Raw genomic sequence first — 23981 nt, 5'->3', positions numbered from 1 at the left:
CCAACTTCGCACCCTTGAGTTCGTCCGGCTCTCATGGCGTCGCAGACAGTCGACGAGGGGCTGGGCCGCGGCAGCGGCGTCGGGCGGGTCTTCCAGGAGCACCCCGCCCAAGGCGCGTTGCAGCAGGACGTCGTCGTCGGCTTGGCCCCGTCCGTTCCGCTCGGTGAGGATCCTCGCCTCTGCGGCTCCGAGGAACTCCGCGTAGGTCTGGCGGCGAAGGGCGAACTCGCGGTAGCCGGACTCAGCGCGAAGCGTCATGCGAACCGATTCGAGCAGCGCGTCCGCCTGGCGATCCCCCGCGTGACGTTGCGCTTGCCGAAAACCCCATCCGACCTGGTGGGAGCCGGTGTGGGGGGCGGATAGCCTCGTCGGAGGTCGCTCGAACCCCTGCCCTCGCGCGGCTGTCGATCGTCGCGGAAGGATGGTCGACCGTGCTGCTGCGACTGGGCTACCCGGCTGTAACTCACGCGTTCGCCATGCTTCGCCTGCTACCGATGAGCGACCGCGACAAAGACCCGGAGATCCTCGCCCTGCGCCACCAGCACATGGTGCTGGAGCGACAACTCGGCGAGAAGAGGGGGCGGTTCACCCCGAGCGACCGGGCGTACCTGGCGGCGCTGCTGTACCGGCTGCCACGGGACGTGCTGCGCAGACTGCGCCTGGTGGTCCGTCCCGACACGGTATTGCGCTGGCGCCGCACCCTGGTCGCACGCCGCCACGCAGCAGCCTCCCGCCCCAAGCGTCAGGGAAGGCCGCGCACAGTGCGCTCCGTCCGGGCCCTGGCCCTTAGTCTGGCGAGGGACCTGCTGGCCTGCCACTTCCTGGAAACAGTCACCCTGCCGGAGCCACCCTCTACGTGTTGGCGGTCATCGAGCACGCCAGCCGACGGTGAATGCGGCGGTACGGTCGCCGAGCTGGCACAGGCACTGTCGAGCCTGCTGGGTGGTCCAGCAGGCTGGGGTCAGGTCATGGAGATGGCGGCGTTCATCTCCCACATGAGTACCTCGGCGCCGTCGGGGCCGCCGGTGACGCGCTGGCCCTCCGCGCCGGTGATCCGGACCGCGTCGCCGGTGGCCAGTGCTCCCGCGCCCTCCAGTTCGGCGCTGCCGCGGGCGATGAAGAGGTGGACGAAGGGGGCGGTGGCGATCTCCAGGGTCTCGGCGGGGCGGATGCGAGCGACGTGCAGGGCGGCGTGCTTCTGCCGGATGCCGATCGCGCGCTGGTTGCCGTGCCCGGGCATGCCGGAGGCGAGAGTGGCCCAGCCGCCGAGGGCGAGTTCGTCGTTGATGTCGAGCTGCTCGTAGCCGGGGCGGATACCGGCCTCGTCGGGGATGGTCCACATCTGGATGAAGTGGACGGGGTCCTGATGCTCGGGCTGGCCGGTAAGGGTCCAGGAGTCGTTCTTCTCACTGTGCAGGATGCCGGTGCCGGCGCTCATCCGCTGTGCGAGGCCGGGGTAGATCACCCCGTTGTGACCCTCGGAGTCCTGGTGGACCAGGCCGCCGTCGAGGACCCAGGTGATGATCTCCATGTCCCGGTGGGGGTGGGTCTCAAAGCCGGTGCCGGGTGCTACGACATCGTCGTTGGAGACCAGCAGGAGCCCGAAATGAGTGTTTTTGGGGTCTCGGTGGCGCGAGAAGGAGAAGGAGTGGCGCGAGTCGAGCCAGCTGGTGCGGGTGCGGAAACGCTCGTCGGCGCGCCGGATGTCGAGGGGGCGGGTCATGGTGCTGTCCTTCCTGTCCTTGCTGTTCGTGCGGCCGGGAGTGCCGACCCCGGTGCATAGTTGAATGTTGTACAACACTAGAGGCAGGGTTATTCCCGCCACCCCTCAGGGGGATCGCCTTCCATATGGTTTACGGTTCAACTAGTGTCCGGTCGGCGGGCACAGACCCCAAGGATGAAATCTGTCATGGGCATCTTCAGCCGCAACCGAACGAACGACACCAACGGAACGGAGACCGCAACCATGAGCACCCCGATCAAGGTAGCCGTCGTCTACTACTCCTCCACTGGTACGAACACCGAGGTCAGCAAGCAGATCGCCCAGTACGCGGAGAAGGCCGGCGCCGAGGTCCGACTGCTCAAGGCGGCCGAACTGGCCCCGCAGGACGTGATCGACGCCAACGCCGCTTGGGCTGCCAACGCTGCCGCCACCGCCGACATCCCTGAGGCCACCCCGGCCGACATCGAATGGGCCGACGCCGTGATCTTCGGCTCCCCCACCCGCTTCGGCAACGTCGCCTCGCAGCTGAAGCAGTTCATCGACACCCTCGGCGGCCTGTGGGCCCAGGGCAAGCTCGCCGACAAGGTCTACAGCGGCTTCGCCTCCTCCGCCACCGCACATGGCGGCCAGGAATCCACCCTGCTCGCCCTGTACAACTCCTTCCATCACTTCGGCGGCATTGTCGTCGCTCCCGGCTACACCGACCCCGCCAAGTTCGCCGACGGCAACCCCTACGGCACCTCCCACGTCGACGCCCAGGGCAACAACCCCGTCGACCAGACCACCCGCGAGGCCGCCCGCGTCCAGGCCGAGCGCGTCGTGCGCATCACCACCGCCCTCAAGGCCGGCCTCGCCACCGCCTGAGCCCGCCAACCGGCAGAACACCACCACCGGGCCGGGCGGCCGTACGACGTCGTACGGCCGCCCGGCCCGGGCATTCGCATGCCCGTGGCGACGCCTGTTCCGAAGGCAGGCCGAGCGCGGGGCCCTTCTCATGATGATGGAAAAAAGATGCCATCGATGACGGCTAAATGATTGATTCGAGGGCTTCAGTAACTCCAGGCGCGGACCTAGCGTTGCGAGCACGTAAACGGCCTGGCCGTCGGCCGTGCGACACGCCCTGACGTGTCCGGGACGGCCTCGCTTTGATGGCTTCCCGAAGGGAGAGGGCGATGGCGCCCGTGGAGTTGCTGATCGGTAGTCGCCGGCAGGCGGCCAAGGGGAGTGCGGGGACCCGGGAGGTCAAGTCGCCGTTCGACGGCTCGACGGTGGGCACGGTGGCGCTCGCCGGTCCCGAGGACGTCGAGGCGGCCCTCGCGGTGGCGGAGCGGGGCGCGTCGGTTTGGCGCCGTACGCCTGCCCATGAGCGCATGCGCATCCTGCTGCGTGCGGCGGAGCTTGCCGACGAGCGGGCCCCCAAGACGGCGCAGACCATCAGCGCGGAGTCGGGAAAGACGATCACCGAGGCGACCGGCGAGGCGTCCCGCTCCGGAGACCTGATCCGGCTGGCGGCCTTCGAGGGGACCCAGCTTTACGGCGAGACCCTGCCGCTGGACGCCAATCGCGGTACCGGCCAGGACAAGGTCGGCTTCACCCTGCGCCAGCCCTGCGGCATCGTCGTGGCCATCACGCCGTTCAACTACCCGGCCCTGCTGGTCCTGCACAAGCTCGCCCCGGCCCTGGCCGCCGGCAACGCGGTCATCCTCAAGCCCGCCAGCAGCACGCCGCTGACCGCCCTCGAACTCGCTGAGTGCTTCGTGGACGCGGGCCTGCCGGAGGGCGTGCTTTCGGTGCTCGTCGGCTCCGGCTCGGTGCTGGGCGACGCCCTCGTCACCGACCCCCGCGTCCGGAAGATCTCCTTCACCGGCTCCACGGACACCGGCGAGCACATCTCCCGCGTCGCCGGTGTGAAGAAGCTGTCCCTCGAACTCGGCGCCTCCTGCCCGGTCGTCGTCCTCCCCGACGCCGACATCGAGGCCGCGGCGAGCGCCGTCGCCGCAGGGGGCTACGTCAACGCCGGACAGGTCTGCATCTCCGTCCAGCGGGTGATCACGCACCCGGCCGTGACGGGGGACTTCCTGGACGCCCTCGTCCCCAAGGTCGAGGCCATCCGCGCCGGCGACCCCTCGTCCCCGGACACGACGATGGGCGCCCTCATCACCGCCACCGAGGCGGAGCGCGTCGAGCAGGCCATCGCCCAGGCCCGCGCGGACGGCGCCCGCGTCCTGACCGGCGGTACGCGTGACGGAGCCGTGGTGCAGCCCACCGTTGTCGCTGATGTCGACCCCCAATCGCCCTTCAGCCAGCAGGAGTTGTTCGGCCCCGCCGTCGCCATCAGCCCGGCCGCGGACTGGGAGTCCGCCATCGCCCAGGCCAACGGCACTGCCTACGGCCTCGGCGCAGGCATCTTCACCTCCGACGTCGCCGGAGCGGTCCGCGCCATCCGGGAGATCGACGCCGGTTCCGTCCACATCAACTGGACGCCCCTGTGGCGCGCCGACCTGATGCCGTACGGCGGCCTCAAGGGCAGTGGCTACGGCAAGGAAGGCCCTCGTGCCGCGGTCAGCGAGATGACCGAAGCCAAGACCATCGTCCTGCACGGCCGTCCCTGGTGACCCGGGCGCCCGCTCGTATACCCCGATCAGGAGCCGACTCATGACTGACCGGACGCAACAGCGCACGGTGCGCCTCACCGTCGCCCAGGCCGTCGTCACCTACCTCTCCCGGCAGCACTCCGTGGCCGACGGCCACCGCCGCCGCCTCATCCCGGCCGCGCTGGGCATCTTCGGCCACGGCAACGTGGCCGGGCTCGGGCAGGCCCTCGACCAGCTCAGTGACCAACTCCCCTTTGTGCAGGGGAGGAACGAGCAGGCGCTCGTCCATGCCGCGACCGCCTACGGCAAGGCGACCAAGCGGCACTCCGCCCTCGCCGTGACAGCCTCCATCGGCCCGGGCGCCCTGAACATGGTGACCGGCGCCGGTCTGGCCACCGTCAACCGGCTGCCCGTCCTGCTGCTGCCGGGCGACACGTACGCCACCCGCCACCAGGGGCCCGTCCTCCAGCAGTTGCAGCACCCCGTCGAGGCCGACGCCTCGGTGAACGACGCCTTCCGCCCCATCTCCCGTTTCTTCGACCGCATCACCCGGCCCGAGCAGCTGCTCACCGCGCTGCCCGCGGCGATGCGCGCGCTCACCGACGTCGACACCGGTGCCGTCGTCGTCTCCCTGCCGCAGGACATTCAGTCCCACGCCTACGACTACCCGGTGGAGTTCTTCGCCGAGCGCGACTGGCCGATCCGCCGTCCGGCGCCGGACGCCGACGAGGTCGCGGCGGTGGCGCGGATGCTCGCCGAGGCGGAGAAGCCGCTGATCATCGCCGGTGGTGGCGTCGTGCACTCCGGTGCCACCGAGGAGCTGGAGGCACTCGCCGATGCGGCGGGCGTCCCCATTGCGGAGACGTTCGCAGGCAAGGGTGCCGTCCAGCGCCGCGCGTGGTGGCAGCTCGGAGGCATCGGTCTGGAGGGCACTCCGGCGGTCAACGCCCTGGCCCGGGAAGCCGACCTCGTGCTCACCGTGGGCTCGCGCCTGACGGACTTCGCCACCGCCTCGCATTCCATGTTCCAGAACCCGGACGTGCGCTTCGCGAGCATCAACGTCAACGTGCACGACGCGGGCCGCCTCGGCGCGACCGGCATCGTGGCCGACGCCAAGAGGGCCCTGGCCGCGCTGACCGACGCCGTACGCGCAAACGGCAAAAGCGCCCCGGCGGACTGGCAGGAGAAGGTGCGCGGCCTGGACGAGCAGTGGCGAGAGCAGCGTGCCGCCGCGCTCGACCCGGACACCCCCTTCGACTTCGCGTCACTGCCGGATGACTCCGACGTCGTGAGCGACACCGACGCGGTCCTCACACAGGGCCAGCTGATCGGGCTGATCCAGGAGCACGCACAGGGTGGCGACACGCTCATCGCTGCCGCCGGCGGGCCGCCCGGCGATCTGCTGAAGGTGTGGGACGCCACCGAAGGCCGCTTCGCCCACCTGGAGTTCGGCTTCTCGTGCATGGGCTACGAACTGCCCGCCGCCATCGGCGTCCGCTTCGCCGAGCCCGACCCGTCGAAGCGGGTGCTGTCCCTGCTGGGCGACGGCACGTTCCTCATGGCGCCGACCGAACTGGTCACGGCCGCCCAGGAGAAGCTCCCGCTCACCATCGTGATCCCGGAGAACCACGGCTACCAGGTCATCCACCGCCTCCAAATGATCCGCAGCGGACAGGAGTTCGGCAACGAGTTCCGCTACCGCGACGGCAGCCTCGACATCGGCGTCGGCAAGCCCGCCCGCCTGGAGGGCGACTACCTCCAGGTCGACCTCGTCCAGACCGCGGCGGGCCTCGGCGCCCGCGCCCTCCGCGCAACCACCGCCGACGAGGTACGCGCCGCCCTGGCCGATACCCGCGACCACGACGGCCCGGTCGTCCTCGTCGTCCCCGTGATCCCGCATGCCGATCTCCCCGGCGCCGGCGCGTGGTGGGATGTCGCCCCGGCCGAAGTCTCCGAGCAGGAATCGGTCGCCCAGCTGCGCCGTGAGTACGAAGAGGGCCTGGCCTCCCAGAGGTGGTACGGATGACCCCCTCACCCCCGGACCGCTCACACCCGGACCCCTCACCCCTGGCCCCCTCACCTCTGGACCATGGCCACCTGCGCGCCCGGCTCGCCGACGGCGAGACCACGCTGGGCACGTTCGTCGGCACCGCCTCCCCGGTCACGGCCGAGGTGTGTGCCGCGGCCGGGCCCGACTGGCTGCTGCTCGACCTCGAACACGGCGCCGGGGGAGAGGAACAGGTCCGTACGACCGTCCCCACCGCGGCGGCCTACGGCGTGCCGACCGTCGTACGCGTCGAGTCGGCGGCCCGCATTCGCATCGGCCGGGTCCTCGATCTCGGCGTTGCCGGGATCATGCTGCCGCGCCTCGACACGGCGGCCGAAGTCCGGGAAGCGCTGCGGCACTTGAGGTACCCGCCCGCGGGGGACCGGGGCGTGGCCACCTACAACCGCGCCTGCCGCTTCGGGCTCGACTCCGCGGCCCTGGACCGGGAGGGCGAGATCCTCGGCGTGGTCCAGATCGAGTCGGCGAGCGCGTTGGCGGAGGTCGAGGCCATCGCGGCGCTGGACGGCGTCGATGTGCTGTTCGTCGGCCCCCGCGACCTCAGCCACGACCTCGGCGTGCCCGGCATGTTCACCGAGCCCGTCTACCAGGAAGCCCTGGAGCGCGTCCGCAAGGCCGCCGCCGACCACGGCAAGGCGTGCGGCCTCCTTGTCCCCGACGGTCCGGCCGCGGCCGCTAAACGGGCCGCGGGCTGGACGTTCATCGCCATCGGCTCCGATTCCACTCTGCTCGCCGCAGCCCTGTCCACCGCGCTCGGAGAGGCCCGGGCCCCGCACCATCAGGAGACATGATGCCCCCCACCACCCCGGGCGCCGCGCGCGAGATCGGCGTCGGACTGATCAGCGTCGGCTGGATGGGCAAGCTGCACAGCCGCGCCTACCAGGCACTGCCGTCCGTCTACCCCGAGCTGGGCATCAAGCCCCGTCTCGTCCATGCTGCCGACACGGCCGAGGACCGCGCGGCCTACGCCCGTGACGTCCTCGGCTACGAGAGGGCCTCGACCGACTACCGTGCCGTTCTCGACGACCCGGACGTCGAGGTCGTGTCGATCTGCGCGCCGAATCTGCTCCATCACGAGATCGGCATCGCCGCCGCCAAGGTCGGCAAGGAGTTCTGGATCGAGAAGCCGGTCGGGCGCAGCGCCGAGGAGGCCGCCGAGGTGGCCGCCGCGGCCCGCGCGGCAGGAGTGGTCACCTCCATCGGCTACAACTACCGGAACGCTCCCGCGGTCGAGCACGCCCGGCAGCTGATCGCCGAAGGGCGGCTCGGCCGTATCACCAACGTGCGCGCCACCTTCTTCTCCGGTTACGCCTCCGAGCCCAAGGGCGCCTTGTCCTGGCGCTTCAAGCGGGACCTGGCCGGGCACGGCGCGCTCGGTGACCTGATGAGCCACGTCGTGGACCTGGTCAGCTACGTCGTCGCCCCGGTCGACGAGGTCTCCGCGCTCACGAGCACCGTCTACTCCGAGCGTCCGGTCCTGCCGATGGGTTCGGGCACGCACTTCGCGGTGATCGAGGAGGGTGAGATGGCCGAGGTCGAGAACGACGACTACACCGCCGCCCTCGTCAGGTTCGCCCCGGGCCCCCACACACAGGGAGCCGTCGGCACCCTGGAGGCGTCCCGCGTCATCGTCGGCCCCCAGTGCGGCATCGGCTTCGAGATCTACGGCACCGACGGCTCAGTCGCCTGGAACTTCGAGCGGATGAACGAGTTGCACGTTGCCCTCGGCCGCGGCGGCCCCCACCAGGGCTACACCACGGTGCTCGGCAACGGCCACATGGGCGACTACGCCAGCTTCCAGCCCGGTCCCGGCAACAGCATGGGCTACGACGATCTGAAGGTGATCGAGGCCAAGAAGTTCCTGGCCGCCGTGGCCGGCATCGAGCACCACAACTCAACCATCGAAGACGCGCACGCCGTCGCCGAGGTGATCGCGGCGGCAGCGGCCTCCGCGGACAGCGGCTCGTGGCAGCGGGTGCCTCAGGTGCCGGGCGCGAACTTCGGTCATCCGGCACGGAGCTGATCGCATGTCCGAACACCTCGTCGTGGCCCTCGGCCCCGTCGACCCCGACACGGTGTGCCCCGTCCTCGGCGAGCGCGCCACCCTCGTCACCGACCCCACGCCCGACGACCTCACGGCCGCCGAGGCCGCCATCGTCCGCGCCGACCGCCGGGTCGACGAGGACTTCCTCCGGCAGGCGCCACGGCTGCGGGTCATCGCCCGTACCGGAGTCGGCGTCGACCTGGTCGATGTCGCGGCGGCGTCCGCCCGCGGCATCCCCGTCGTCATCACCCCCCACAGCGGCACCCGAGCGGTGGCCGAGGGGGTCTTCGCCATGGCCCTGCACCTGGCCAAGAGGCTGAAACCGCTCACCGACCTGGTACGGGACGGCCGCTGGGTCGAGCGGTCGACCGTGCCGGTCGGCGATCTGGACGGTGCCACCCTGGGGATCGTCGGCTACGGCCGCATCGGCCGGCGCGTGGGTGAACTCGCCGCCGCGTTCGGGATGCGTACCCTCGCGTACGACCCGTTCAGTCCTCCTCCGCCCGCGTTCGCCTGCGCCGACCTCGACGAACTCGTCGAGTCGAGCGACGTGGTCACCCTGCACGCCCCGCTCACCGATGGCACCCGGCACCTCGTGAACGAGCGACTGCTGGCCCGTGTCAGGCCGGGGGCCATCCTCATCAACTGCGGCCGGGGTGGCATGCTCGATCCGGACGCCACCCTGGCCGCCCTGGAGTCGGGCCGGCTGTCGGGCGTCGGTATGGATGTGTTCGACCCCGAGCCGGCCCTCTACCACCCATTGTTCGACCACCCCGACGTCGTGCTCACCCCGCACCTGATGGGCATGACCCGCCGGGCTATGACCCTGACCTTCCGCGACGCCGCCCGCGGTGTCGCGGACGTTCTCGCGGGCCGGGAGCCGCCCGCGGTCGCCAACCCCGACTGGAACCACCGAAAGGCCACGGCATGACCACCCCGTCCCTGAACAGGATCGCCGGCGCGCCCATCTCCTGGGGCGTGTGCGAAGTACCCGGCTGGGGCTATCAGCTGATGCCCGACCGGGTACTGAAGGAGATGCGCGAGGTCGGCCTGGCCGCCACCGAGATCGGCCCCGATGGCTTCCTGCCCGGCGAGCCCGAGGCCATGGCCCAGACCCTCGCCCACCACGACCTGCACGCGGTAGGCGGCTTCACTCCGCTGCTGCTGCACGTACCCGAACATGACCCGCTGCCCGAGGTGGAACGGCTCCTGGAGAGCTACGCGGCCTCGAACGCGGACGTACTCGTGCTGTCGGCCATCACGGGGCAGGACGGCTACGACTCCCGCCCCGAACTCGACGAGGAGGGCTGGAAGCGGCTGCTGTCCAACCTCGACCGCCTGACGGCCCTGGCCGCCGAACGTGGCGTACACGCCGTCCTGCACCCGCATGTCGGCACGATGATCGAGAACGGTGACGAGGTCCAGCGGGTCCTGGAGCACTCGGCGATCTCCCTCTGCCTCGACACCGGCCATCTGCTCATCGGCGGCACCGACCCCGCCGAACTGACCCGCCAGGCACCCGAGCGGATCGCCCACACCCACATGAAGGACGTGGACGCCTCCCTCGCGGCCAAGGTCCAGTCCGGTCGCCTCCCGTACACCGAGGCCGTCCGCGAGGGCATGTACCGCCCGCTCGGCGCGGGCGACGTCGATGTCGAGGCCATCATCACGCACCTCGCCGCCCGCGGATACGACGGCTGGTACGTCCTGGAACAGGACACCATCCTCACCGAGGAACCCAAGGAAAAGGGGCCGGTCGACGACGTATGGGCCAGTGCCGAACATCTGCGCTCGGTGCTGCGCGGCGTCGCGTGACCGCTTATGAGCCTGATGTGTTTTTGATGGCTCTCCGGGGGTTGACCAGCGTGCGCAGGGCGTCCAAGAATTGCGACGCAACTTCATGTCTGTTCGCGGGCATTGCCGTAGTTGGCGCGTCGACCTCTTTCCGAACATGAGAAATGCAGGAAATGCAAGAGCCGCAGGGGTGGTGAGGACGGAATCACGGTCGTCCTCACCACCCCTGCTTAAACCCGCCCACCGCGCGTCGGACGCAACCAGCCCCTTACGTCCGTACCAGCAGCTGGAACTCGAACACATACCGCGTGGCGTGGTAGAGGTGCGTGCCGTACTCCACGGCCGCCCCGCCGGCGTCGTACGACGTGCGCCGCATGGTGAGCAGCGGCGCACCCGCGGGTTCCCCGAGATGTTCGCCCTCCTCGGCAGTGGCCGTTCGGGCGCCGACCGCCTGATGGGCACTGTGCAGACCGATGCCGGCCGCGCGGAGGAGCCGGTACAGACCTGTGGTTTCCAGTACTTCGGTGTCCAGGTCGAGCGACAGATCGCTGGGAAGGAAGTTGCGCAGGACGGCCACGGCGAGTCCGTTCGCGTACCGGATCCGCTCCAGCCGGGCCACACTGTCACCCTGGCTGATGCCCAGAGCCGTGGCCACCTCGGCGGACGCGGGGACGACATCGTTGCGTACCACCCGTGTGCTCGGTCGCTGCCCGGCCTCCACCAGGTCGTCGTAGAGGCTGGTGAGCTCCAGCGGGCGCTTGACCGTGCTGTGGACGACCTGGGTGCCGATGCCCCTGCGCCGTACCACCAGCCCGTTCTCGACCAGGGCGCTGATGCCTTGCCGGACGGTCGGCCGTGACAGGCCGAGCCGCTCGGCGACCTCCACTTCGTTGTCGAGCAGGTCGCCCGGCAGGAGCAGGCCGCGGACGATGGCCTGCTCCAGCTGCTGGGCCAACTGGTAGTACAGCGGTACCGGGCTCTTGCGGTCGATGACGATGCCCAGCCCAGCCGTATTGCCCACGGCTTTCCGGCGCCCGGGGCGGAGGCTCTTCATCGGGTGCGGGTTTCCTTTCGGGCAGCCGGACTCAGGAACGGATAATGTCGACCCCGCTCAATCCGCGGCTATTGCATCTCGTGGCTTGACGCGGCGATACGCCTGACCATTTCAGGTGTAGAGGTCACGCGTAACCAGCGTCAAGCAATTGTTCTGACATCTTGCCCTGATGGGCAAATGATGTCTTTACAAGCGTTGACCCAGGAGTGGCTTGAGGGTTCTATCTCGTCATACGAAACAACCGTGTTAACGGCATGTGATCCGGAGCGTTTGCTCGATCAGCCGCCTCTCCCCTCCCCTGCCGCACAGTGAGGTGCCGGAAAGATGGACCGTTTGACTCGCCCCCGTTCCCGAAGATTCACCCCCGTCGTTGCCGCGGCGGCTGCGGCCGCCCTGCTGGTCGCCGGATGCTCCAGCGGCTCCGGCGGCAAGAAGGCCGACGAGGCCGGGAACAACATCTCGGCCGGCAAGGCCACCACACCCCGCATGACGGTCGCCCTGATCACGCACGCCGCGCCCGGTGACACCTTCTGGGACACGATCCGCAAGGGTGCCCAGACCGCCGCCGCCAAGGACAACGTCAAGCTCATCTACTCCAGCGACCCCAACGGCCCCAACCAGGCCAACCTGATCCAGAACGCGATCGACCAGAAGGTCGACGGCATCGCGGTCACTCTGGCCAAACCGGGCGCCGTGAAGGGCGCGGTCGCCAAGGCCGAACAGGCCGGTATCCCCGTGGTGGGCTTCAACAGCGGCGTCGACGACTGGAAGAAGCAGGGTCTGCTCGAGTACTTCGGCCAGGACGAGAGCATCGCCGGCGAGGCCTACGGCCGCAGGCTCAACAAGGTCGGTGCCAAGCACACGGTCTGCGTGATCATGGAGCAGGGGCAGGTCGCTCTGGAGGCCCGCTGCGCCGGTGTGAAGAAGACCTTCTCCGGCAAGACCGACATTCTCTACGTCAACGGCACCGACATGCCGTCCGTGAAATCGACGATCACCGCCAAGCTCAAGACGGACAGCTCCATCGACTACGTGACCACCCTCGGCGCCCCGTTCGCGATGACCGCCATCCAGTCCATCGCCGACGCCGGCAGCAAGGCCAAGCTCGCCACGTTCGACCTCAACAAGGACGCGGTCGGCGCCATCAAGTCCGGCAAGATCCAATGGGCCATCGACCAGCAGCCGTATCTACAGGGCTACCTGTCGGTCGACGCCCTGTGGCTGTACAAGACGAACGGCAACTTCAGCGGCGGCAGCACCGCGCCGGTGCTGACCGGGCCGGCCTTCGTCGACAAGTCCAACGTCGAGAAGATCGCCCAGTTCGCCGCGAAGGGAACCCGGTGATGGCCATGGCCCAGACCACGAATGCGGCGACGGGCTCCCCGTCGCCGGCCCCGCAGGCCAGTGACAAGGACGGCCGCACATCCGAACGGCCGCCAGCCATCCGGTTGTTGGCGCGGCCGGAGGTGGGTGTCTTCCTCGGTGCCACCGCGGTGTACGTGTTCTTCCTGGTCGCCGCGCCACCGGTGCGCGACGGCAATTCGATGGCCACCGTGCTGTACCAGTCGTCGACGATCGGCATCATGACGCTGCCGGTGGCGCTGCTGATGATCGGCGGCGAGTTCGACCTGTCGTCCGGTGTCGCGGTGATCACCTCTGCGCTGACCGCGAGCATGCTCAGCTACCAGCTCACCCTGAACGTGTGGACGGGTGTGCTCGTGGCGCTGATCGTGTCGCTGGCGATCGGCTTCTTCAACGGCTGGATGGTGGTCAAGACCGGCCTGCCCAGCTTCCTGGTCACCCTGGGCACCTTCCTGATCCTCCAGGGCGTCAATCTCGCGGTCGCCAAGCTGGTCACCGGCAACGTGGCCACCGACGACATCAGCGACATGGCGGGCTTCGCCCAGGCACAGAAGATCTTCGCCTCCTCGTTCGCCATCGGCGGCGTCCAGGTGAAGATCACCGTGTTCTACTGGCTGGCCTTCGCCGCTTTGGCCACCTGGGTACTGCTGCGCACCCGGTACGGCAACTGGATCTTCGCGGTCGGCGGCAACAAGGAGAGCGCACGGGCGGTCGGCGTGCCGGTGACCTTCACCAAGATCTCCCTGTTCATGCTGGTCGGCTTCGGTGCCTGGTTCGTCGGGATGCACCAGCTGTTCACCTTCAACACGGTGCAGTCGGGCGAGGGCGTGGGCCAAGAGCTGATCTACATCGCCGCGGCGGTGATCGGCGGCTGTCTGCTGACCGGTGGCTACGGCTCCGCGATCGGACCGGTCTTCGGCGCGTTCATGTTCGGCATGGTCAACCAGGGCATCGTGTTCGCCGGTTGGAACCCCGACTGGTTCAAGGCCTTCCTCGGCGTGATGCTGCTCGGCGCGGTCCTGATCAATCTGTGGGTCCGCCAGTCGGCGACCAGGAGGAGGTAACCGACCCATGACATCCAGCAACGAATCCGGCACGCACGGCGCGATCCTCGCGGACAACGCCCCAGACCATGCCGCGGACAAGGACAGCCCCACCGTCGAACTGCGCGGCGCCGGAAAGTCGTACGGCAATATCCGCGCCCTGCACGGGGTGAGCCTGAGCGTCCATCCCAGCCAGGTCACCTGCGTGCTCGGCGACAACGGCGCGGGCAAGTCCACCCTGATCAAAATCATCTCCGGACTGCACCGGCACACCGAGGGCGACTTCCTCGTCGACAACACCCCGGTGCGCTTCTCCACCCCCCGCGAGGCCCTCGACAAGGGGATCGCCACCGTCTACCAGGACCTCGCCACCGTGCCGCTGATGCCGGTGTGGCGCAACTTCTTCCTCGGCTCTGAAATGACCAAGGGGCCCTGGCCGATCCGCCGCCTCGACATCGAGCGGATGAAGACGACCGCCGACCACGAGCTGCGCGAGATGGGCATCGTCCTCGACGACCTCGAACAACCCATCGGCACCCTCTCCGGCGGCCAGCGGCAGTGCGTGGCCATCGCCCGCGCCGTCTACTTCGGCGCCCGCGTCCTCATCCTGGACGAGCCCACCGCCGCACTCGGCGTCAAGCAGTCCGGCGTCGTGCTCAAGTACATCGCCGCCGCCCGCGACCGCGGTCTGGGCGTCATCTTCATCACCCACAACCCGCACCACGCCTACATGGTCGGCGATCACTTCAGCGTGCTGCGCCTGGGCACGATGGAACTGTCCGCCTCCCGCAGCGAGATCACGCTCGATGAGCTGACCAACCACATGGCCGGCGGTGCCGAACTCGTGGCCCTCAAGCATGAGCTGGCGCAGGTCCGCGGCGTCGACGTCGAGGAACTCCCCGAACATGACGCACTTCAGGCCGGCACAGCTCAGGCCAACTGACTTCACCCACCACGGAGACATCAGAACATGCCATCTGAGCGAGCACTCGGCGTCGCCGTCGTCGGCACCGGCAAGATGGGCGTGGACCATGCGCGCAGACTTCATCGTCTCGTCGGCGGGGCCCGCGTGACGGCCGTCGTCGACATCGAGGCCGAACGCGCCGGGCCGCTCGCGGACGCGATCGAGGGCTGCACGGCGTAAACCGAACCCGCGGCAGCCATGGCGGCGCAGGACGTGGACGCCGTCCTCATCGCCTCCCCGGGTCCCGCCCACGAGGCGGCCCTGCTCGAAGCCCTCGACCGTGACCTGCCGGTGCTGTGCGAGAAGCCGCTCACCCCCGACGCTGCCTCCGCCATTCGCATCCTGGAGGCGGAACAGAGGCTCGGGCACCGGCGCGTCCAAGTGGGCTTCATGCGGCGGTACGACGCCGAGTACACGAAGCTCAAGCGGCTCCTCGGCAGTGCGGAGCTGGGCAGGGCGCTGATGCTGCACCACCGGCACCGCAACCCGGCCATGCCATCGTGGTTCACCAACGAGATGCTCATCAACGACTCGGTGGTGCACGAGATGGACGTGACCCGCTAGCTCCTCGACCAGGAGATCACGGCGGTCACCGTGCACAAGCCCGCCTCGACGTCGTATCCCTGCCGGTATGAACGACCCGCAGTTCGTGCTCTTCGAAACCGAGTCGAGTGCTCTCGTCGATGTCGAAATCTTCGGTCACTGCGGCTACGGCTACCAGGTGCAAGCCGAAGCGGTCTGCGAACGCGGCACCGTACGGATCGACGACGAACACGGCCCGAGGCTGAGCGCCGACGGCCGTTGGGGTGGCCGTGTCACACCGGACTACCTCGAGCGTTTTGCGGACGCCTGCGACCGCGAGGTTCAGGCCTGGGTGGACGCCGCGCGGCGCGGTGAGACGACCGGGCCGAGGTATGGGACGGCTATGCGGCCGCGGCCGTGTGCGAGGCGGGCGTGCTGTCCCAGCGGGAGGGGCGGCGCGTCGAGGTCGAGATGATCGGGCGACCCGCTTTCTACCAGTAGGCGGCACGCACAGCGGGAGAGGGCGGTACCGGTCCGGTACCGCCCTCTCCCGCTGTGCGTCATTCTTCAGCCGGTGGCCGGAACCACCGTACGCGGCCGGACCGGGAACCCGGCCGCCTGGTAGCAGTCGTCGATGAGACGCATGGTGGTCAGCGCCTCCTCCGCGTCGAGGGCCAGTGGTGCACCGCCCCGCAGATGAGCCGCGAAGGCCTCCAGCTGGAAGGCGTACGACGACCGGCGGCCGAGATCCTCGGTGCGCTCGCCGGCGGCCGTGCGCACCACCACCCGGTCGTCCAGGTGCGGTTGCACGAAGTTCATCGCCGTGGCTTCGCCGCACGTGCCGACGATGCGGCAGCTCATCTGCCACGTGTCGTACGCCATGTGGCAGTTGGCCGTACCGGTGACGCCTCCCGGGAACTCCACATCGGCGTACAGCCACTCGTCGACGCCCGCGGCCCCGGCCTTCTCCCCGCCGCGCGCTGCGACCAGTCGGGGCGGGCCGCCGGCCCAGGGAGCGAGCGTCCGCAGCGCGTGCAGGCTGTAGCAGCCGAGGTCCATCAGCGCACCGCCGGCCAACGGCAGCGACCAGCGTACGTCGCTGTCCGGTGGCGCGGGCATGGCGACCATGGCCTCCGCGTGCCGCAGCTCGCCCAGCTCGCCGCTGTCCAGCAGCTCGTGCAGGCGCCGGGTTACCGGATGGAACAGGTAGTGGAAGCCCTCCATGAAGGAGGTGCCCGCCTCGGCCGCAGCGTCGCGGACCTCGGCCGCCTCCTCCGCGTTGCTCGCGGACGGTTTCTCGGTGAGGACGTGCTTGCCGGCCTGGAGGGCGGCCAGGTTCCACGGCCCGTGCAGGCCGTTGGCCAACGGGTTGTACACGACCTCGACCTCGGGGTCGGCGATCAGGTCGGCGTACGAGTCGACGACGCGTTCCACGCCGTGGGCGGCGGCGAACGCCTCGGCGCGGCCCCGGTCGCGGGCGGCCACCGCGACGAGGCGGTGGCCGCCCGCATGGGCCGGACCCACGATCGACAGCTCGGCGATCCGGGCCGCGCCCAGGACGCCGATGCGCAGGGGCTCGTCCGTCATCCCGTGCGCACCTCGTCGAGTCGTACGGGCCGGTGCTCGCGGACCGACAGAGTGCACGCCTCGGCGATCCAGCTCGCCTCGATGGCGTCCGCCACCGTGCAGGGGGACCGGCGGGTGCCCGCCGCGACCTCGGTGAAGGCGGTGAGTTCGGCGCGGTAGGCGTCGGCGAAGCGGTCCATGAAGAACGTGTGCGGCGGGCCCGCCGGGAAGGCAGTGCCCGGTTCCACGGATCGCAGCGGCAGCTTGTCCTCCAGGCCGACCGCGATGCTGTCCTTCATGCCGTGCAACTCCAGACGCACGTCGTAACCGCAAGGGTTGTGGCGGGAGTTGGAGATGACGGCGATGGTGCCGTCGTCGAGGGTGAGCAGGGAGGACGCCGTGTCGGCGTCACCCGCCTCACGGATGTACTCCGCGCCCCGGTTGCCGCCGGTCGCGTAGACCTCGACCACCTCGCGGCCGGTCACCCAGCGCACGATGTCGAAGTCGTGCACGCTGCAATCGTGGAAGATGCCGCCGGAGACGGCCACGTAGGCGGGTGGCGGCGGGGCGGGGTCGAGCGTGGTGGACCGTACGGTGTGCAGATCGCCGAGTTCACCGCTCACCACCGCCCGGCGCGCGGCCATACAGCCCGGGTCGAAGCGCCGGTTGTAGCCGATGTGCACCTCGACGCCACTGCCCTCCACCGCCCGCAGCACCTTCAGGCTCTCGTCGACGCCGCGGGCCACGGGCTTCTCGCAGAAGACGGGGATGCCCGCTTCGACGGCGGCGAGGATGAGTCCGGGGTGCGCGTCGGTCGCGGCGGCGATCACCACGCCGTCGACACCAGCGGCCAGCACGGCTTCGGGGGAGTCCACCGCGGTGGCCCCGAAGCGTTCGGTGGCCAGGGCTACCACCGGGGCCACCGGGTCGGTGACCACGAGCGAGTCCACCGCGTCCAGCCCGGAGAGGGTTTCCGCGTGGAAGGCGCCGATCCGGCCCAGTCCCATGATGCCTATACGCATGAGAATCGTGCTCCTTCTGTCCGAGGGCGGCTCAGTCCAGGCCGCCGATGACGACCTGGTCCCAGTCGATGACCGATCCGGTCACCACTCCGCTGCGGTCCGAGAGCAGGAAGACGACGAAGTCGGCGATCTCGTCGACCTGCCCGAGCTTGCCCATGGGCTGGGCCTTGGCGGCCTCCTCCCGCCAGCCGTCGTCCGCCCCGTGGAAGGCGCGCTGGGTGGCGTCCTCGCCCTCAGTGTCCGTCCAGCCGATGTTGAGGCCGTTGATCCGGACGCGGTCCCAGCGGTGGGCATGGGCCGCGTTGCGGGTCAGACCGGCCAGTCCGGCCTTGGCCGCGGAGTACGGCGCCAGGTAGGGCGGCCCGCCGTGGGCGCAGTTGGAGATGATGTTGACGATGGTGCCCGGCGCCTTGCGGGCCGTCATATCGGCCACCGCCGCCTGCATCGCGAAGAACGGCGCGCGCAGATTGATCGCCATGTGCTGGTCGAACAGCTCCGGCGTGGTGTCCAGCAGCGAGCCGCGCGACGTCAGCCCCGCGGCGTTGACCAGGCAGTCGATACGCCCGTGGGCCTGAACGGCCTGGACGGCGCTGTCGCGCGCCTGCGCCGGATCGGCGAGGTCCGCCCGTACGAAGCGGGCGCCCGTGTCCGCGGCGAGCGGTTCGGCGGCATCGGCCCGGCGCCCGGTGAAGACGACGGTCGCGCCTTCCCGTACGGCCGCCCGCACGATGCCCGCGCCGACGCCCTGGCTGCCGCCGTTGACGAGGACGACCTTGTCCTCAAGCAATCCCATGAGTGCTGTGTCCCTTCCAGCATTTCCCGCTCGGGCTTTTCCGCTCGGGCTTGTCAGCTCTGGCGGCGCTCGGCAGCCGCCCGTAGTTCCTTGCGCAGTCGCTGCGGGGCCCAGCCCTCGGCGACCGCTTGCCGGAGGGTGTCCGCCTGGGAGGGCGGGGCGAGGCCGCCGACCGGCGCGTCAAGGTCGAGGTTGGTGGGGAAGGCGTAGCCCTCGGCGCTGGCGGCGACCACGCGGTCGAGCCAGTCCTCCGAGGCGCCCTCGGCCTTGCGGCGCAGCAGCACCGGGAAGAGCGCGTTCGCCATCGCCTCGCGGTCGACGGTCTCCATGGCCCGGCCGAAGGCCGAGGAGATCTGGAGCAGATTGGCCATGCGCCGGATGTCGCTCGAGCGGTTGTGCCCGGCGGCGTGGAAGAGCGCGGGGTTGAAGAACACCGCGTCGCCCTTCTCCAGCGGCAGCTGGATGTGGTGGGTGCCGAAGTACTCGACGAACTCGGGCAGCCGCCAGGCGAGATAGCCGGGCTCGTACTTCTGCGAGTGCGGCAGGTACAGCGTCGGGCCGGACTCCACGGGCATGTCGCAGTGGGCCACCGCGCCCTGAAGGGTCAGCACGGGGGAGAGGCGGTGGACGTGCGCCGGGTAGGCGGCCGCCCGCTCCTGGGAGAGGAAGCCGAGGTGGTAGTCGCGGTGCACACTCTGCGCGGCGCCGCCCGGGTTGACCACGTTGACCTGCGAGGTCAGCTGGTATGCGGGGCCGAGCCAGGCATCGGCGATCAGCGCGAGCATGTCGTTGGCGTAGTAGTCCGCGAACACCTCCGGCGCCCGCACGGCCACCTTGTCCAGCGCGTTCCAGACCCGGTCGTTGGCGCCGGGCTTGGCGAAGTGGTCTCCGCGAGCCGCGCCGGTGGCGTGCTCCTCCTCGATCAGGCCAGGCCCGGGACATGCCGTCCACGACACCGGTGTCGGTGAAGGCGCGCTTCAGGTCGACGATGCCCGGCCCGTCCAGCAGTGCCCGGACCAGCTCGTCCTGCACCGTCCGGCGGTCCTCCGGGGATGCGGTCAGTGAGCGGAGCCGTGCGCTGTCGTAGAGCGGCACGTTCTGCTCGACCCGCTCGGCCGAGGGGTGCTCGGCGGGGTCGGTGTTCCGCTCCACGAGGGAGCGGAACGTGTCGAGGTCGCAGTCCGCCTCGGTCAGCCGAGTCCCCGCTCCCGCGGCTGTGGGGGGCATTCCCAGTCCTTTCGCAGTCCGTGCTTTTCTGCCAGTCTTGAGAACCCGAACCCATCATTCAATGCTTCTCAATACATCAAAAGTCCATCATCGGCATTTGGGATCAGTCATGCGGCACCCCTACCCGATCAGGGAAATCGCCCGTCAGGCAGGTTTGAGCACGGCCACGGTCGACCGTGTCCTCAATGAGCGGGGCAATGTCACGGAGAGCACCATCAGGGAGGTGAGGGAAGCCATCAAGGACCTGGACCGCCAGCGGAACCAGGTCCGGCTCGGGGGGCGTACCTTCATGATCGAAATCGTGATGCAAACCCCGGAGCGGTTCTCCACCGCCGTACGTGACGCGCTGGAGGCCGAACTACCCTCCCTGCATCCCGCCATCGTGCGCTCACGCTTCCACTTCCGTGAGACCTGCCCCTCCAGCGAGCTGATCGGCACCCTCGACAAGATCGCCAAGCGGGGGTCCCAGGGCGTGATCCTCAAGGCCCCCGACGAACCGGAGATCGCAGCCGCAGTCGGACGGCTGGTCGCCGCCGGCATCCCCGTCGTCACCCTGGTGACCGACCTGCCGCACAGCGCGCGCCTGGCGTACGTCGGCATCGACAACCGCGCGGCCGGCGCCACCGCCGCCTACCTCCTCGGACAGTGGCTCGGCAACCGCCCCGGCAAGGTGCTCACCACCATCAGCCGCGGCTCCTTCCGCGGCGAGGAGGAGCGCGAGATGGGCTTCCGCAGTGCGATGCGCCTCGCCCATTCCAAGCGCTCCCTGATCGAGGTCACCGACAGCGACGGCCTCGACGCCACCCAGCGCGACCTCGTCTTCGCAGCGCTCAAGCGTGATGAAGACATTGTCGCCGTCTATTCCGTAGGTGGGGGCAACCTCGCCACCCTCGACGCCTTCGACACGCTCGGCCGCGAGTGCGCGGTGTTCATCGCCCACGACCTCGACCACGACAACACCCGCCTGCTGCGCGAACGCCGCCTCTCCGCGGTCCTCCACCACGACCTGCGCCAAGACATGCGCCGCGCCTGCCAGATCATCATGCGCGCCCACAACGCACTCCCCGACGACGGCCCCGCCCTCCCCTCGCCGATCCAGGTGGTCACGCCGTTCAACATGCCGCCCGAAGCCCCGTCCATGCCGGTCGTCGACTGAACCAGCTGCGAGCGCCCTATGCCCGAACAGCGCAGTGGGGTGTCGTTGGGGTGGGGGTGCCGGGGTTGCGGATACTGGGCCGTATGCGTATCGACGCTGCTGACCTCGGTCGTCGTGCCCCGGCCCATCGCTTAGGTGTCCACCATCAACCCGGACAGTCTCACGGCGAACCTGGCACCGGCGAAGTTCCTGGTCACACCGCCGAACGAGACGGAACACTTCACCCTGAGGTGGCCGTTCGGCGGCCAGATCCTCAAGCAGGACGGCGCCACCCACCCGGCCACCTACATCAATCCGGTCGGGCGGTACCAACCGGACAGCCTCCGAGCTTCCCTCCATCGTTGCTGGTCGCCACCGCAGGACTCCCGGAATAAGTCGAAGTCTCCGGGTAGTGCGGTGGCCACGTCTGACACGCGACACTCCCGGCCTTCTCGCCGGGGGCCCTGGACGTCGTGTTTCCGGCACCCCGAACGACTACGTTTCCTATCAAACGCCTCGATTGGATGACAGGGGCCAACTGCCGAGGTATTGGTGACCTGGCCGGCATCGCGCCGCCGTCCAAGACCCGGCTGCCGGCCGCCGCGCCACTCGATGCACAACCAGGTCCCGTTCGAGAATTTCCGGCCTTTGAAGTATGCAGCGCTTCGGCGGCGTATCCGGCTGGCACGGACCGGACTTGGACGTCATCTGGAACCTCGCGCCCGCACACCAAGCGTGCAACAGCGCGAAGAGCGACCGGCTCCCCACCCCCGAAGAACTCCACCGGCTCGCCCAGCGCAACGAGGCGATCTCCGACCTGCAATAACACCGTCGGGACGACAGGATTTGAACCTGCGACCCCTTGCCCCCCAGCGGCAACTCTCCGCAACCATCCGTACCACTCTGTAGCAGTCCATTCAGGGCCATACGCCGCCACACGAAGCCCGAGAAGTACGCACCCCGCACACTACGCGCCAGCCGGCGTCTCCCGGGGCGCAGTCGGGCGACGCGTCTCTCCTTCAAATGACGCGGACCACGGTCCGGCGACTTCGACCGCGTGGGCCCGAGCCCCCTCCCCCGCCCATGGGAGCCGACGCGGGGCATCCCAGCCGAGGTGCCTTGACGTCGACCACGCGACACCTGCGCCAGCACCGTCGATAAGGGATTTGTTATCATTGGTAAGGTGCCCAGGCATTCAGGGAGGACATGATGGCCAAGATCACCATTGAGATCGACGAGGAGCGCCTCGCCGAGGCCAAGCAACTCCTGCACACCGAGGATGACACCGAGGTCGTGGCCAAGGCGGTGGATATTGCGGTTGGTGCGATCTACCAGCGTCGCGCGGCCCGGCAGCGGCTGAGCGAGCTCGCGGGTGAGGGCGGCGCCTTCGGCGAGGCCCGCCCGGCGTGAGCGAGTCTCATCTGATCGACACCAGCGCCTGCAACCGCCTGTTCCGCAGCCCCGCCGTGGAACGACACTGGGCGGGCATCCTGGACGAGGGCCGAGTGGCCGTGTGCGAGATCACCGAACTCGAACTGGTCCGCGCCACCGGCGGCCGCGACGAGCGGGCCGTACTGGAGCGCTACCTCCACGACGCCTTCGGCTGGACCCCCGTACCCGACCGTGCACTCACCCGGGCCCGGCAGGTGCAAGATCTCCTCGTCGCCACAAGCTGGCACCAGGGACCAGGAGCAGTCGACCTGATGACCGCCGCCACCGCAGAACTATGCGGACTGACCTTGCTGCACTACGACGCGGACTTCGAAACCATCGCCAAAGTGACCGGACAACCCCACCAGTGGATCGCCCCACGCGGCAGCGTCAACTGACAAGGACAACGGCCACCATGGACTACACCACACACCCAGCCAAGCACACCGACGCGGCACCGCCTGACAAAACCACCACCCACACCTGGGGGGCATTCCTGAAAAGAGCCCGACGCAGCCGCGGGATGAGCCAGCGCGCGCTGGCCCGGGAACTGGGCGTCAGCCAGGCCCGGATCGCACAGATCGAAAACGGAGCCAGCACCCCGCAGATCGACACCATGGCCGCTTACATCACCGCCCTCGGCGGCGAGCTGACCCTGCGAGCCGACTTCCACGACCACGTCACCCAGACCACATGGCCCGAACAACACCCCACAGAACGCTGACACGCACACAGGCAGGCTTCTTCACGTGACGGTGGCACTCTCCACGCTGACGGCCCTCGCACCCTGCCCTTGCCGGAAACCTCGTCCGCCCTGGTGGGGACCGTTCTTCGGGTTTCCCGAAATCTGGCCGCGGTCGCTCGAGTCGGCGCTCTCGCGCTGCTGCCGTCAGCGCGCCAAGATGATCGATCGTGCTGCTGCGACTGGCTTACTTCCTCATCCGGGACCGCGGCGCCTACTTCACCGACAGCTTCGACGCCGTCTTCCAGGCGACCGGCATACGCGTGGTCCCCCCACCCTGCCCGCCGTGCCACGGATGAACGCCATCGCCGAACGCTGGATCGGATCATGCCGCCGCGAGGCCACCGACCGCGTCCTGATCACCGGGCAGCGCCACCTACGCCTCGTCGTCAGTGAGTACGCGGATCACTACAACAGACACCGGCCGCACCGATCCCTTGGACAACATCCACCAGACCAGTTGATCGCCGAGAACCGCGGTCGGCCAGCGACCGCACAATGGTCTCCCGGCTTGATCGGCTCGGTGGCCTCATTCACGAATACAAGCAGGCCGCATAGGGTGACACGGTTTCCGGCACCCTCAGGCGTGTCCTGCGTTCCGCCGCCCTGTGGCCGCACCTTCGACAGTGGGATCAGCGGCTCGGCGATCTCCCACAGCCCGTCCGGAACAATCCGACTCCACGTACCCCGCCCCACAGACAGCTCAACGAGCGATCACCACATAGGACACCGTCTACTGATCTTTTCGTAAGTTCGGTGGGTGTTGTGGCCGTATGGGTGGGAGGCTGTCGGGGTGGCGTATCAACCTTCCCCTTCGGTTGCCGGCTCCTCTCTTCCTCCTTTGTCGCGGCCTCAGTTGGCGGAGGCGCGTCGTGTTCGGGCAGTCGAGTTGTTCGAGGC

General features: G+C 69.1%; 22 protein-coding genes and 5 pseudogenes. 20 read left to right on the top strand and 7 right to left on the bottom strand.

All coding sequences use genetic code 11. From position 1 onward, the window contains the following. Nucleotides 1-33 precede the first annotated feature (33 nt). Nucleotides 34-363 carry a hypothetical protein gene (locus tag ACH4TL_RS37480; RefSeq protein WP_398327391.1) on the top strand — a complete coding sequence of 110 codons (330 nt, stop codon included), beginning with the start codon at nt 34-36 and terminating at the stop codon, nt 361-363. Nucleotides 364-961: 598 nt separating this feature from the next. On the opposite strand, the gene ACH4TL_RS37475 is transcribed toward ACH4TL_RS37480, so the two are convergent. After that, on the bottom strand, nt 962-1723 hold the full coding sequence (locus ACH4TL_RS37475; RefSeq protein WP_398327388.1) for a pirin family protein: 762 nt from the start codon (nt 1721-1723) through the stop codon (nt 962-964). 243 nt (nt 1724-1966) lie between these two features. On the opposite strand from ACH4TL_RS37475, the gene wrbA reads away from it, so the two are divergent. The 7 genes from wrbA (at nt 1967) to ACH4TL_RS37440 (ending at nt 10241) form a co-directional block, all read left to right on the top strand. Further along, the gene (gene wrbA / locus ACH4TL_RS37470) at nt 1967-2587 is read left to right on the top strand and encodes an NAD(P)H:quinone oxidoreductase (RefSeq protein ID WP_398327385.1); all 621 of its coding nucleotides are present in this window, start codon (nt 1967-1969) and stop codon (nt 2585-2587) included. A 308-nt stretch (nt 2588-2895) separates the two neighbouring features. Next, nucleotides 2896-4338 carry an aldehyde dehydrogenase family protein gene (locus ACH4TL_RS37465; RefSeq protein WP_398327382.1) on the top strand — a complete coding sequence of 481 codons (1443 nt, stop codon included), beginning with the start codon at nt 2896-2898 and terminating at the stop codon, nt 4336-4338. Between the two features lie 40 nt (nt 4339-4378). After that, on the top strand, nt 4379-6343 hold the full coding sequence (iolD, locus tag ACH4TL_RS37460) for a 3D-(3,5/4)-trihydroxycyclohexane-1,2-dione acylhydrolase (decyclizing) (protein WP_398327379.1): 1965 nt from the start codon (nt 4379-4381) through the stop codon (nt 6341-6343). Beyond that, nucleotides 6340-7173, top strand: coding sequence for an HpcH/HpaI aldolase/citrate lyase family protein (locus tag ACH4TL_RS37455; RefSeq protein ID WP_398327375.1), 834 nt, complete (start codon nt 6340-6342; stop codon nt 7171-7173). Before iolD ends, ACH4TL_RS37455 begins: the two co-directional genes overlap by 4 nt. After that, a complete protein-coding gene (locus tag ACH4TL_RS37450) occupies nt 7170-8405 on the top strand; it encodes a Gfo/Idh/MocA family protein (RefSeq protein ID WP_398327372.1) in 1236 nt (411 codons plus the stop codon). The genes ACH4TL_RS37455 and ACH4TL_RS37450 overlap by 4 nt, the downstream gene beginning before the upstream one ends. Nucleotides 8406-8409: 4 nt before the next feature. Beyond that, entirely contained in the window at nt 8410-9357 is a 948-nt protein-coding gene (locus ACH4TL_RS37445; RefSeq protein WP_398327369.1) for an NAD(P)-dependent oxidoreductase, read from the top strand. Continuing rightward, entirely contained in the window at nt 9354-10241 is an 888-nt protein-coding gene (locus tag ACH4TL_RS37440) for a sugar phosphate isomerase/epimerase family protein (protein WP_398327366.1), read from the top strand. The genes ACH4TL_RS37445 and ACH4TL_RS37440 overlap by 4 nt, the downstream gene beginning before the upstream one ends. 247 nt (nt 10242-10488) lie before the next feature. Here ACH4TL_RS37440 and ACH4TL_RS37435 read toward each other — a convergent pair whose 3' ends face one another. Next, nucleotides 10489-11274 carry a GntR family transcriptional regulator gene (locus ACH4TL_RS37435; protein WP_398327363.1) on the bottom strand — a complete coding sequence of 262 codons (786 nt, stop codon included), beginning with the start codon at nt 11272-11274 and terminating at the stop codon, nt 10489-10491. A gap of 324 nt (nt 11275-11598) precedes the next feature. Between ACH4TL_RS37435 and ACH4TL_RS37430 the strand changes: the two genes are divergently transcribed. The 4 genes and pseudogenes from ACH4TL_RS37430 (at nt 11599) to ACH4TL_RS37415 (ending at nt 15666) form a co-directional block, all read left to right on the top strand. Beyond that, nucleotides 11599-12618, top strand: coding sequence for a sugar ABC transporter substrate-binding protein (locus ACH4TL_RS37430; protein WP_398327360.1), 1020 nt, complete (start codon nt 11599-11601; stop codon nt 12616-12618). Next, a complete protein-coding gene (locus ACH4TL_RS37425) occupies nt 12618-13700 on the top strand; it encodes an ABC transporter permease (protein ID WP_398327357.1) in 1083 nt (360 codons plus the stop codon). Before ACH4TL_RS37430 ends, ACH4TL_RS37425 begins: the two co-directional genes overlap by 1 nt. Nucleotides 13701-13707: 7 nt before the next feature. Then, entirely contained in the window at nt 13708-14622 is a 915-nt protein-coding gene (locus tag ACH4TL_RS37420) for an ATP-binding cassette domain-containing protein (RefSeq protein WP_398327354.1), read from the top strand. A 27-nt stretch (nt 14623-14649) separates the two neighbouring features. Then, a pseudogene (locus ACH4TL_RS37415) lies at nt 14650-15666 on the top strand (Gfo/Idh/MocA family protein). A 66-nt stretch (nt 15667-15732) separates the two neighbouring features. Here ACH4TL_RS37415 and ACH4TL_RS37410 read toward each other — a convergent pair. The 4 genes and pseudogenes from ACH4TL_RS37410 to ACH4TL_RS37395 form a co-directional block, all read right to left on the bottom strand. Next, the gene (locus ACH4TL_RS37410) at nt 15733-16752 is read right to left on the bottom strand and encodes a Gfo/Idh/MocA family protein (RefSeq protein WP_398327351.1); all 1020 of its coding nucleotides are present in this window, start codon (nt 16750-16752) and stop codon (nt 15733-15735) included. Next, a complete protein-coding gene (locus ACH4TL_RS37405) occupies nt 16749-17753 on the bottom strand; it encodes a Gfo/Idh/MocA family oxidoreductase (RefSeq protein WP_398327348.1) in 1005 nt (334 codons plus the stop codon). Before ACH4TL_RS37405 ends, ACH4TL_RS37410 begins: the two co-directional genes overlap by 4 nt. Nucleotides 17754-17784: 31 nt before the next feature. Beyond that, a complete protein-coding gene (locus ACH4TL_RS37400; RefSeq protein ID WP_398327345.1) occupies nt 17785-18546 on the bottom strand; it encodes an SDR family oxidoreductase in 762 nt (253 codons plus the stop codon). A gap of 53 nt (nt 18547-18599) precedes the next feature. Beyond that, nucleotides 18600-19773 (bottom strand): annotated as a pseudogene (locus ACH4TL_RS37395) (phytanoyl-CoA dioxygenase family protein). Nucleotides 19774-19882: 109 nt separating this feature from the next. Between ACH4TL_RS37395 and ACH4TL_RS37390 the strand changes: the two are divergent. From ACH4TL_RS37390 to ACH4TL_RS37355, 8 genes and pseudogenes are all read left to right on the top strand, one after another. Continuing rightward, nucleotides 19883-20929 carry a LacI family DNA-binding transcriptional regulator gene (locus ACH4TL_RS37390; RefSeq protein WP_398327342.1) on the top strand — a complete coding sequence of 349 codons (1047 nt, stop codon included), beginning with the start codon at nt 19883-19885 and terminating at the stop codon, nt 20927-20929. Between the two features lie 177 nt (nt 20930-21106). Next, a pseudogene (locus ACH4TL_RS37385) lies at nt 21107-21232 on the top strand (DUF4232 domain-containing protein); the annotation flags it as partial. 331 nt (nt 21233-21563) lie between these two features. Next, nucleotides 21564-21734 carry a hypothetical protein gene (locus ACH4TL_RS37380; protein ID WP_398327339.1) on the top strand — a complete coding sequence of 57 codons (171 nt, stop codon included), beginning with the start codon at nt 21564-21566 and terminating at the stop codon, nt 21732-21734. Nucleotides 21735-22114: 380 nt separating this feature from the next. Then, nucleotides 22115-22318, top strand: a complete 204-nt coding sequence (locus tag ACH4TL_RS37375; protein ID WP_009719339.1) for a hypothetical protein — start codon at nt 22115-22117, stop codon at nt 22316-22318. After that, the gene (locus tag ACH4TL_RS37370) at nt 22315-22737 is read left to right on the top strand and encodes a PIN domain nuclease (RefSeq protein ID WP_398327335.1); all 423 of its coding nucleotides are present in this window, start codon (nt 22315-22317) and stop codon (nt 22735-22737) included. The genes ACH4TL_RS37375 and ACH4TL_RS37370 overlap by 4 nt, the downstream gene beginning before the upstream one ends. Before the next feature lie 17 nt (nt 22738-22754). Then, entirely contained in the window at nt 22755-23063 is a 309-nt protein-coding gene (locus ACH4TL_RS37365; protein WP_398327332.1) for a helix-turn-helix domain-containing protein, read from the top strand. A gap of 188 nt (nt 23064-23251) precedes the next feature. Then, nucleotides 23252-23380: a hypothetical protein gene (locus tag ACH4TL_RS37360; RefSeq protein ID WP_398327329.1), complete on the top strand. Its 129-nt coding sequence runs from the start codon at nt 23252-23254 to the stop codon at nt 23378-23380. Beyond that, a pseudogene (locus ACH4TL_RS37355) lies at nt 23377-23475 on the top strand (transposase); the annotation flags it as partial. The gene ACH4TL_RS37360 and the pseudogene ACH4TL_RS37355, both read left to right, overlap by 4 nt. Nucleotides 23476-23660: 185 nt before the next feature. Here ACH4TL_RS37355 and ACH4TL_RS37350 read toward each other — a convergent pair. Beyond that, a pseudogene (locus tag ACH4TL_RS37350) lies at nt 23661-23777 on the bottom strand (IS5/IS1182 family transposase); the annotation flags it as partial. Between the last annotated feature and the right edge of the window lie 204 nt (nt 23778-23981).

The organism is Streptomyces sp. NPDC021115 (genome assembly GCF_044333065.1).
Lineage (GTDB): Bacteria > Actinomycetota > Actinomycetes > Streptomycetales > Streptomycetaceae > Streptomyces.
Note: the sequence above shows the minus strand (reverse complement) of the source record. Positions and strands in the feature narration are given on the sequence as shown.

Coding starts and splice junctions, on each gene's coding strand:
- ACH4TL_RS37425 (WP_398327357.1), top strand. CDS start 12,618: ATGGCCATGGCCCAGACCACGAATGCGGCGACGGGCTCCCCGTCGCCG.
- ACH4TL_RS37420 (WP_398327354.1), top strand. CDS start 13,708: ATGACATCCAGCAACGAATCCGGCACGCACGGCGCGATCCTCGCGGAC.
- ACH4TL_RS37365 (WP_398327332.1), top strand. CDS start 22,755: ATGGACTACACCACACACCCAGCCAAGCACACCGACGCGGCACCGCCT.
- ACH4TL_RS37410 (WP_398327351.1), bottom strand. CDS start 16,752: ATGACGGACGAGCCCCTGCGCATCGGCGTCCTGGGCGCGGCCCGGATC.
- ACH4TL_RS37480 (WP_398327391.1), top strand. CDS start 34: ATGGCGTCGCAGACAGTCGACGAGGGGCTGGGCCGCGGCAGCGGCGTC.
- ACH4TL_RS37440 (WP_398327366.1), top strand. CDS start 9,354: ATGACCACCCCGTCCCTGAACAGGATCGCCGGCGCGCCCATCTCCTGG.
- ACH4TL_RS37450 (WP_398327372.1), top strand. CDS start 7,170: ATGATGCCCCCCACCACCCCGGGCGCCGCGCGCGAGATCGGCGTCGGA.
- ACH4TL_RS37375 (WP_009719339.1), top strand. CDS start 22,115: ATGATGGCCAAGATCACCATTGAGATCGACGAGGAGCGCCTCGCCGAG.
- ACH4TL_RS37400 (WP_398327345.1), bottom strand. CDS start 18,546: ATGGGATTGCTTGAGGACAAGGTCGTCCTCGTCAACGGCGGCAGCCAG.
- ACH4TL_RS37380 (WP_398327339.1), top strand. CDS start 21,564: ATGCAGCGCTTCGGCGGCGTATCCGGCTGGCACGGACCGGACTTGGAC.
- ACH4TL_RS37465 (WP_398327382.1), top strand. CDS start 2,896: ATGGCGCCCGTGGAGTTGCTGATCGGTAGTCGCCGGCAGGCGGCCAAG.
- wrbA (WP_398327385.1), top strand. CDS start 1,967: ATGAGCACCCCGATCAAGGTAGCCGTCGTCTACTACTCCTCCACTGGT.
- ACH4TL_RS37475 (WP_398327388.1), bottom strand. CDS start 1,723: ATGACCCGCCCCCTCGACATCCGGCGCGCCGACGAGCGTTTCCGCACC.
- ACH4TL_RS37445 (WP_398327369.1), top strand. CDS start 8,410: ATGTCCGAACACCTCGTCGTGGCCCTCGGCCCCGTCGACCCCGACACG.
- ACH4TL_RS37390 (WP_398327342.1), top strand. CDS start 19,883: ATGCGGCACCCCTACCCGATCAGGGAAATCGCCCGTCAGGCAGGTTTG.
- ACH4TL_RS37435 (WP_398327363.1), bottom strand. CDS start 11,274: ATGAAGAGCCTCCGCCCCGGGCGCCGGAAAGCCGTGGGCAATACGGCT.
- iolD (WP_398327379.1), top strand. CDS start 4,379: ATGACTGACCGGACGCAACAGCGCACGGTGCGCCTCACCGTCGCCCAG.
- ACH4TL_RS37455 (WP_398327375.1), top strand. CDS start 6,340: ATGACCCCCTCACCCCCGGACCGCTCACACCCGGACCCCTCACCCCTG.
- ACH4TL_RS37430 (WP_398327360.1), top strand. CDS start 11,599: ATGGACCGTTTGACTCGCCCCCGTTCCCGAAGATTCACCCCCGTCGTT.
- ACH4TL_RS37405 (WP_398327348.1), bottom strand. CDS start 17,753: ATGCGTATAGGCATCATGGGACTGGGCCGGATCGGCGCCTTCCACGCG.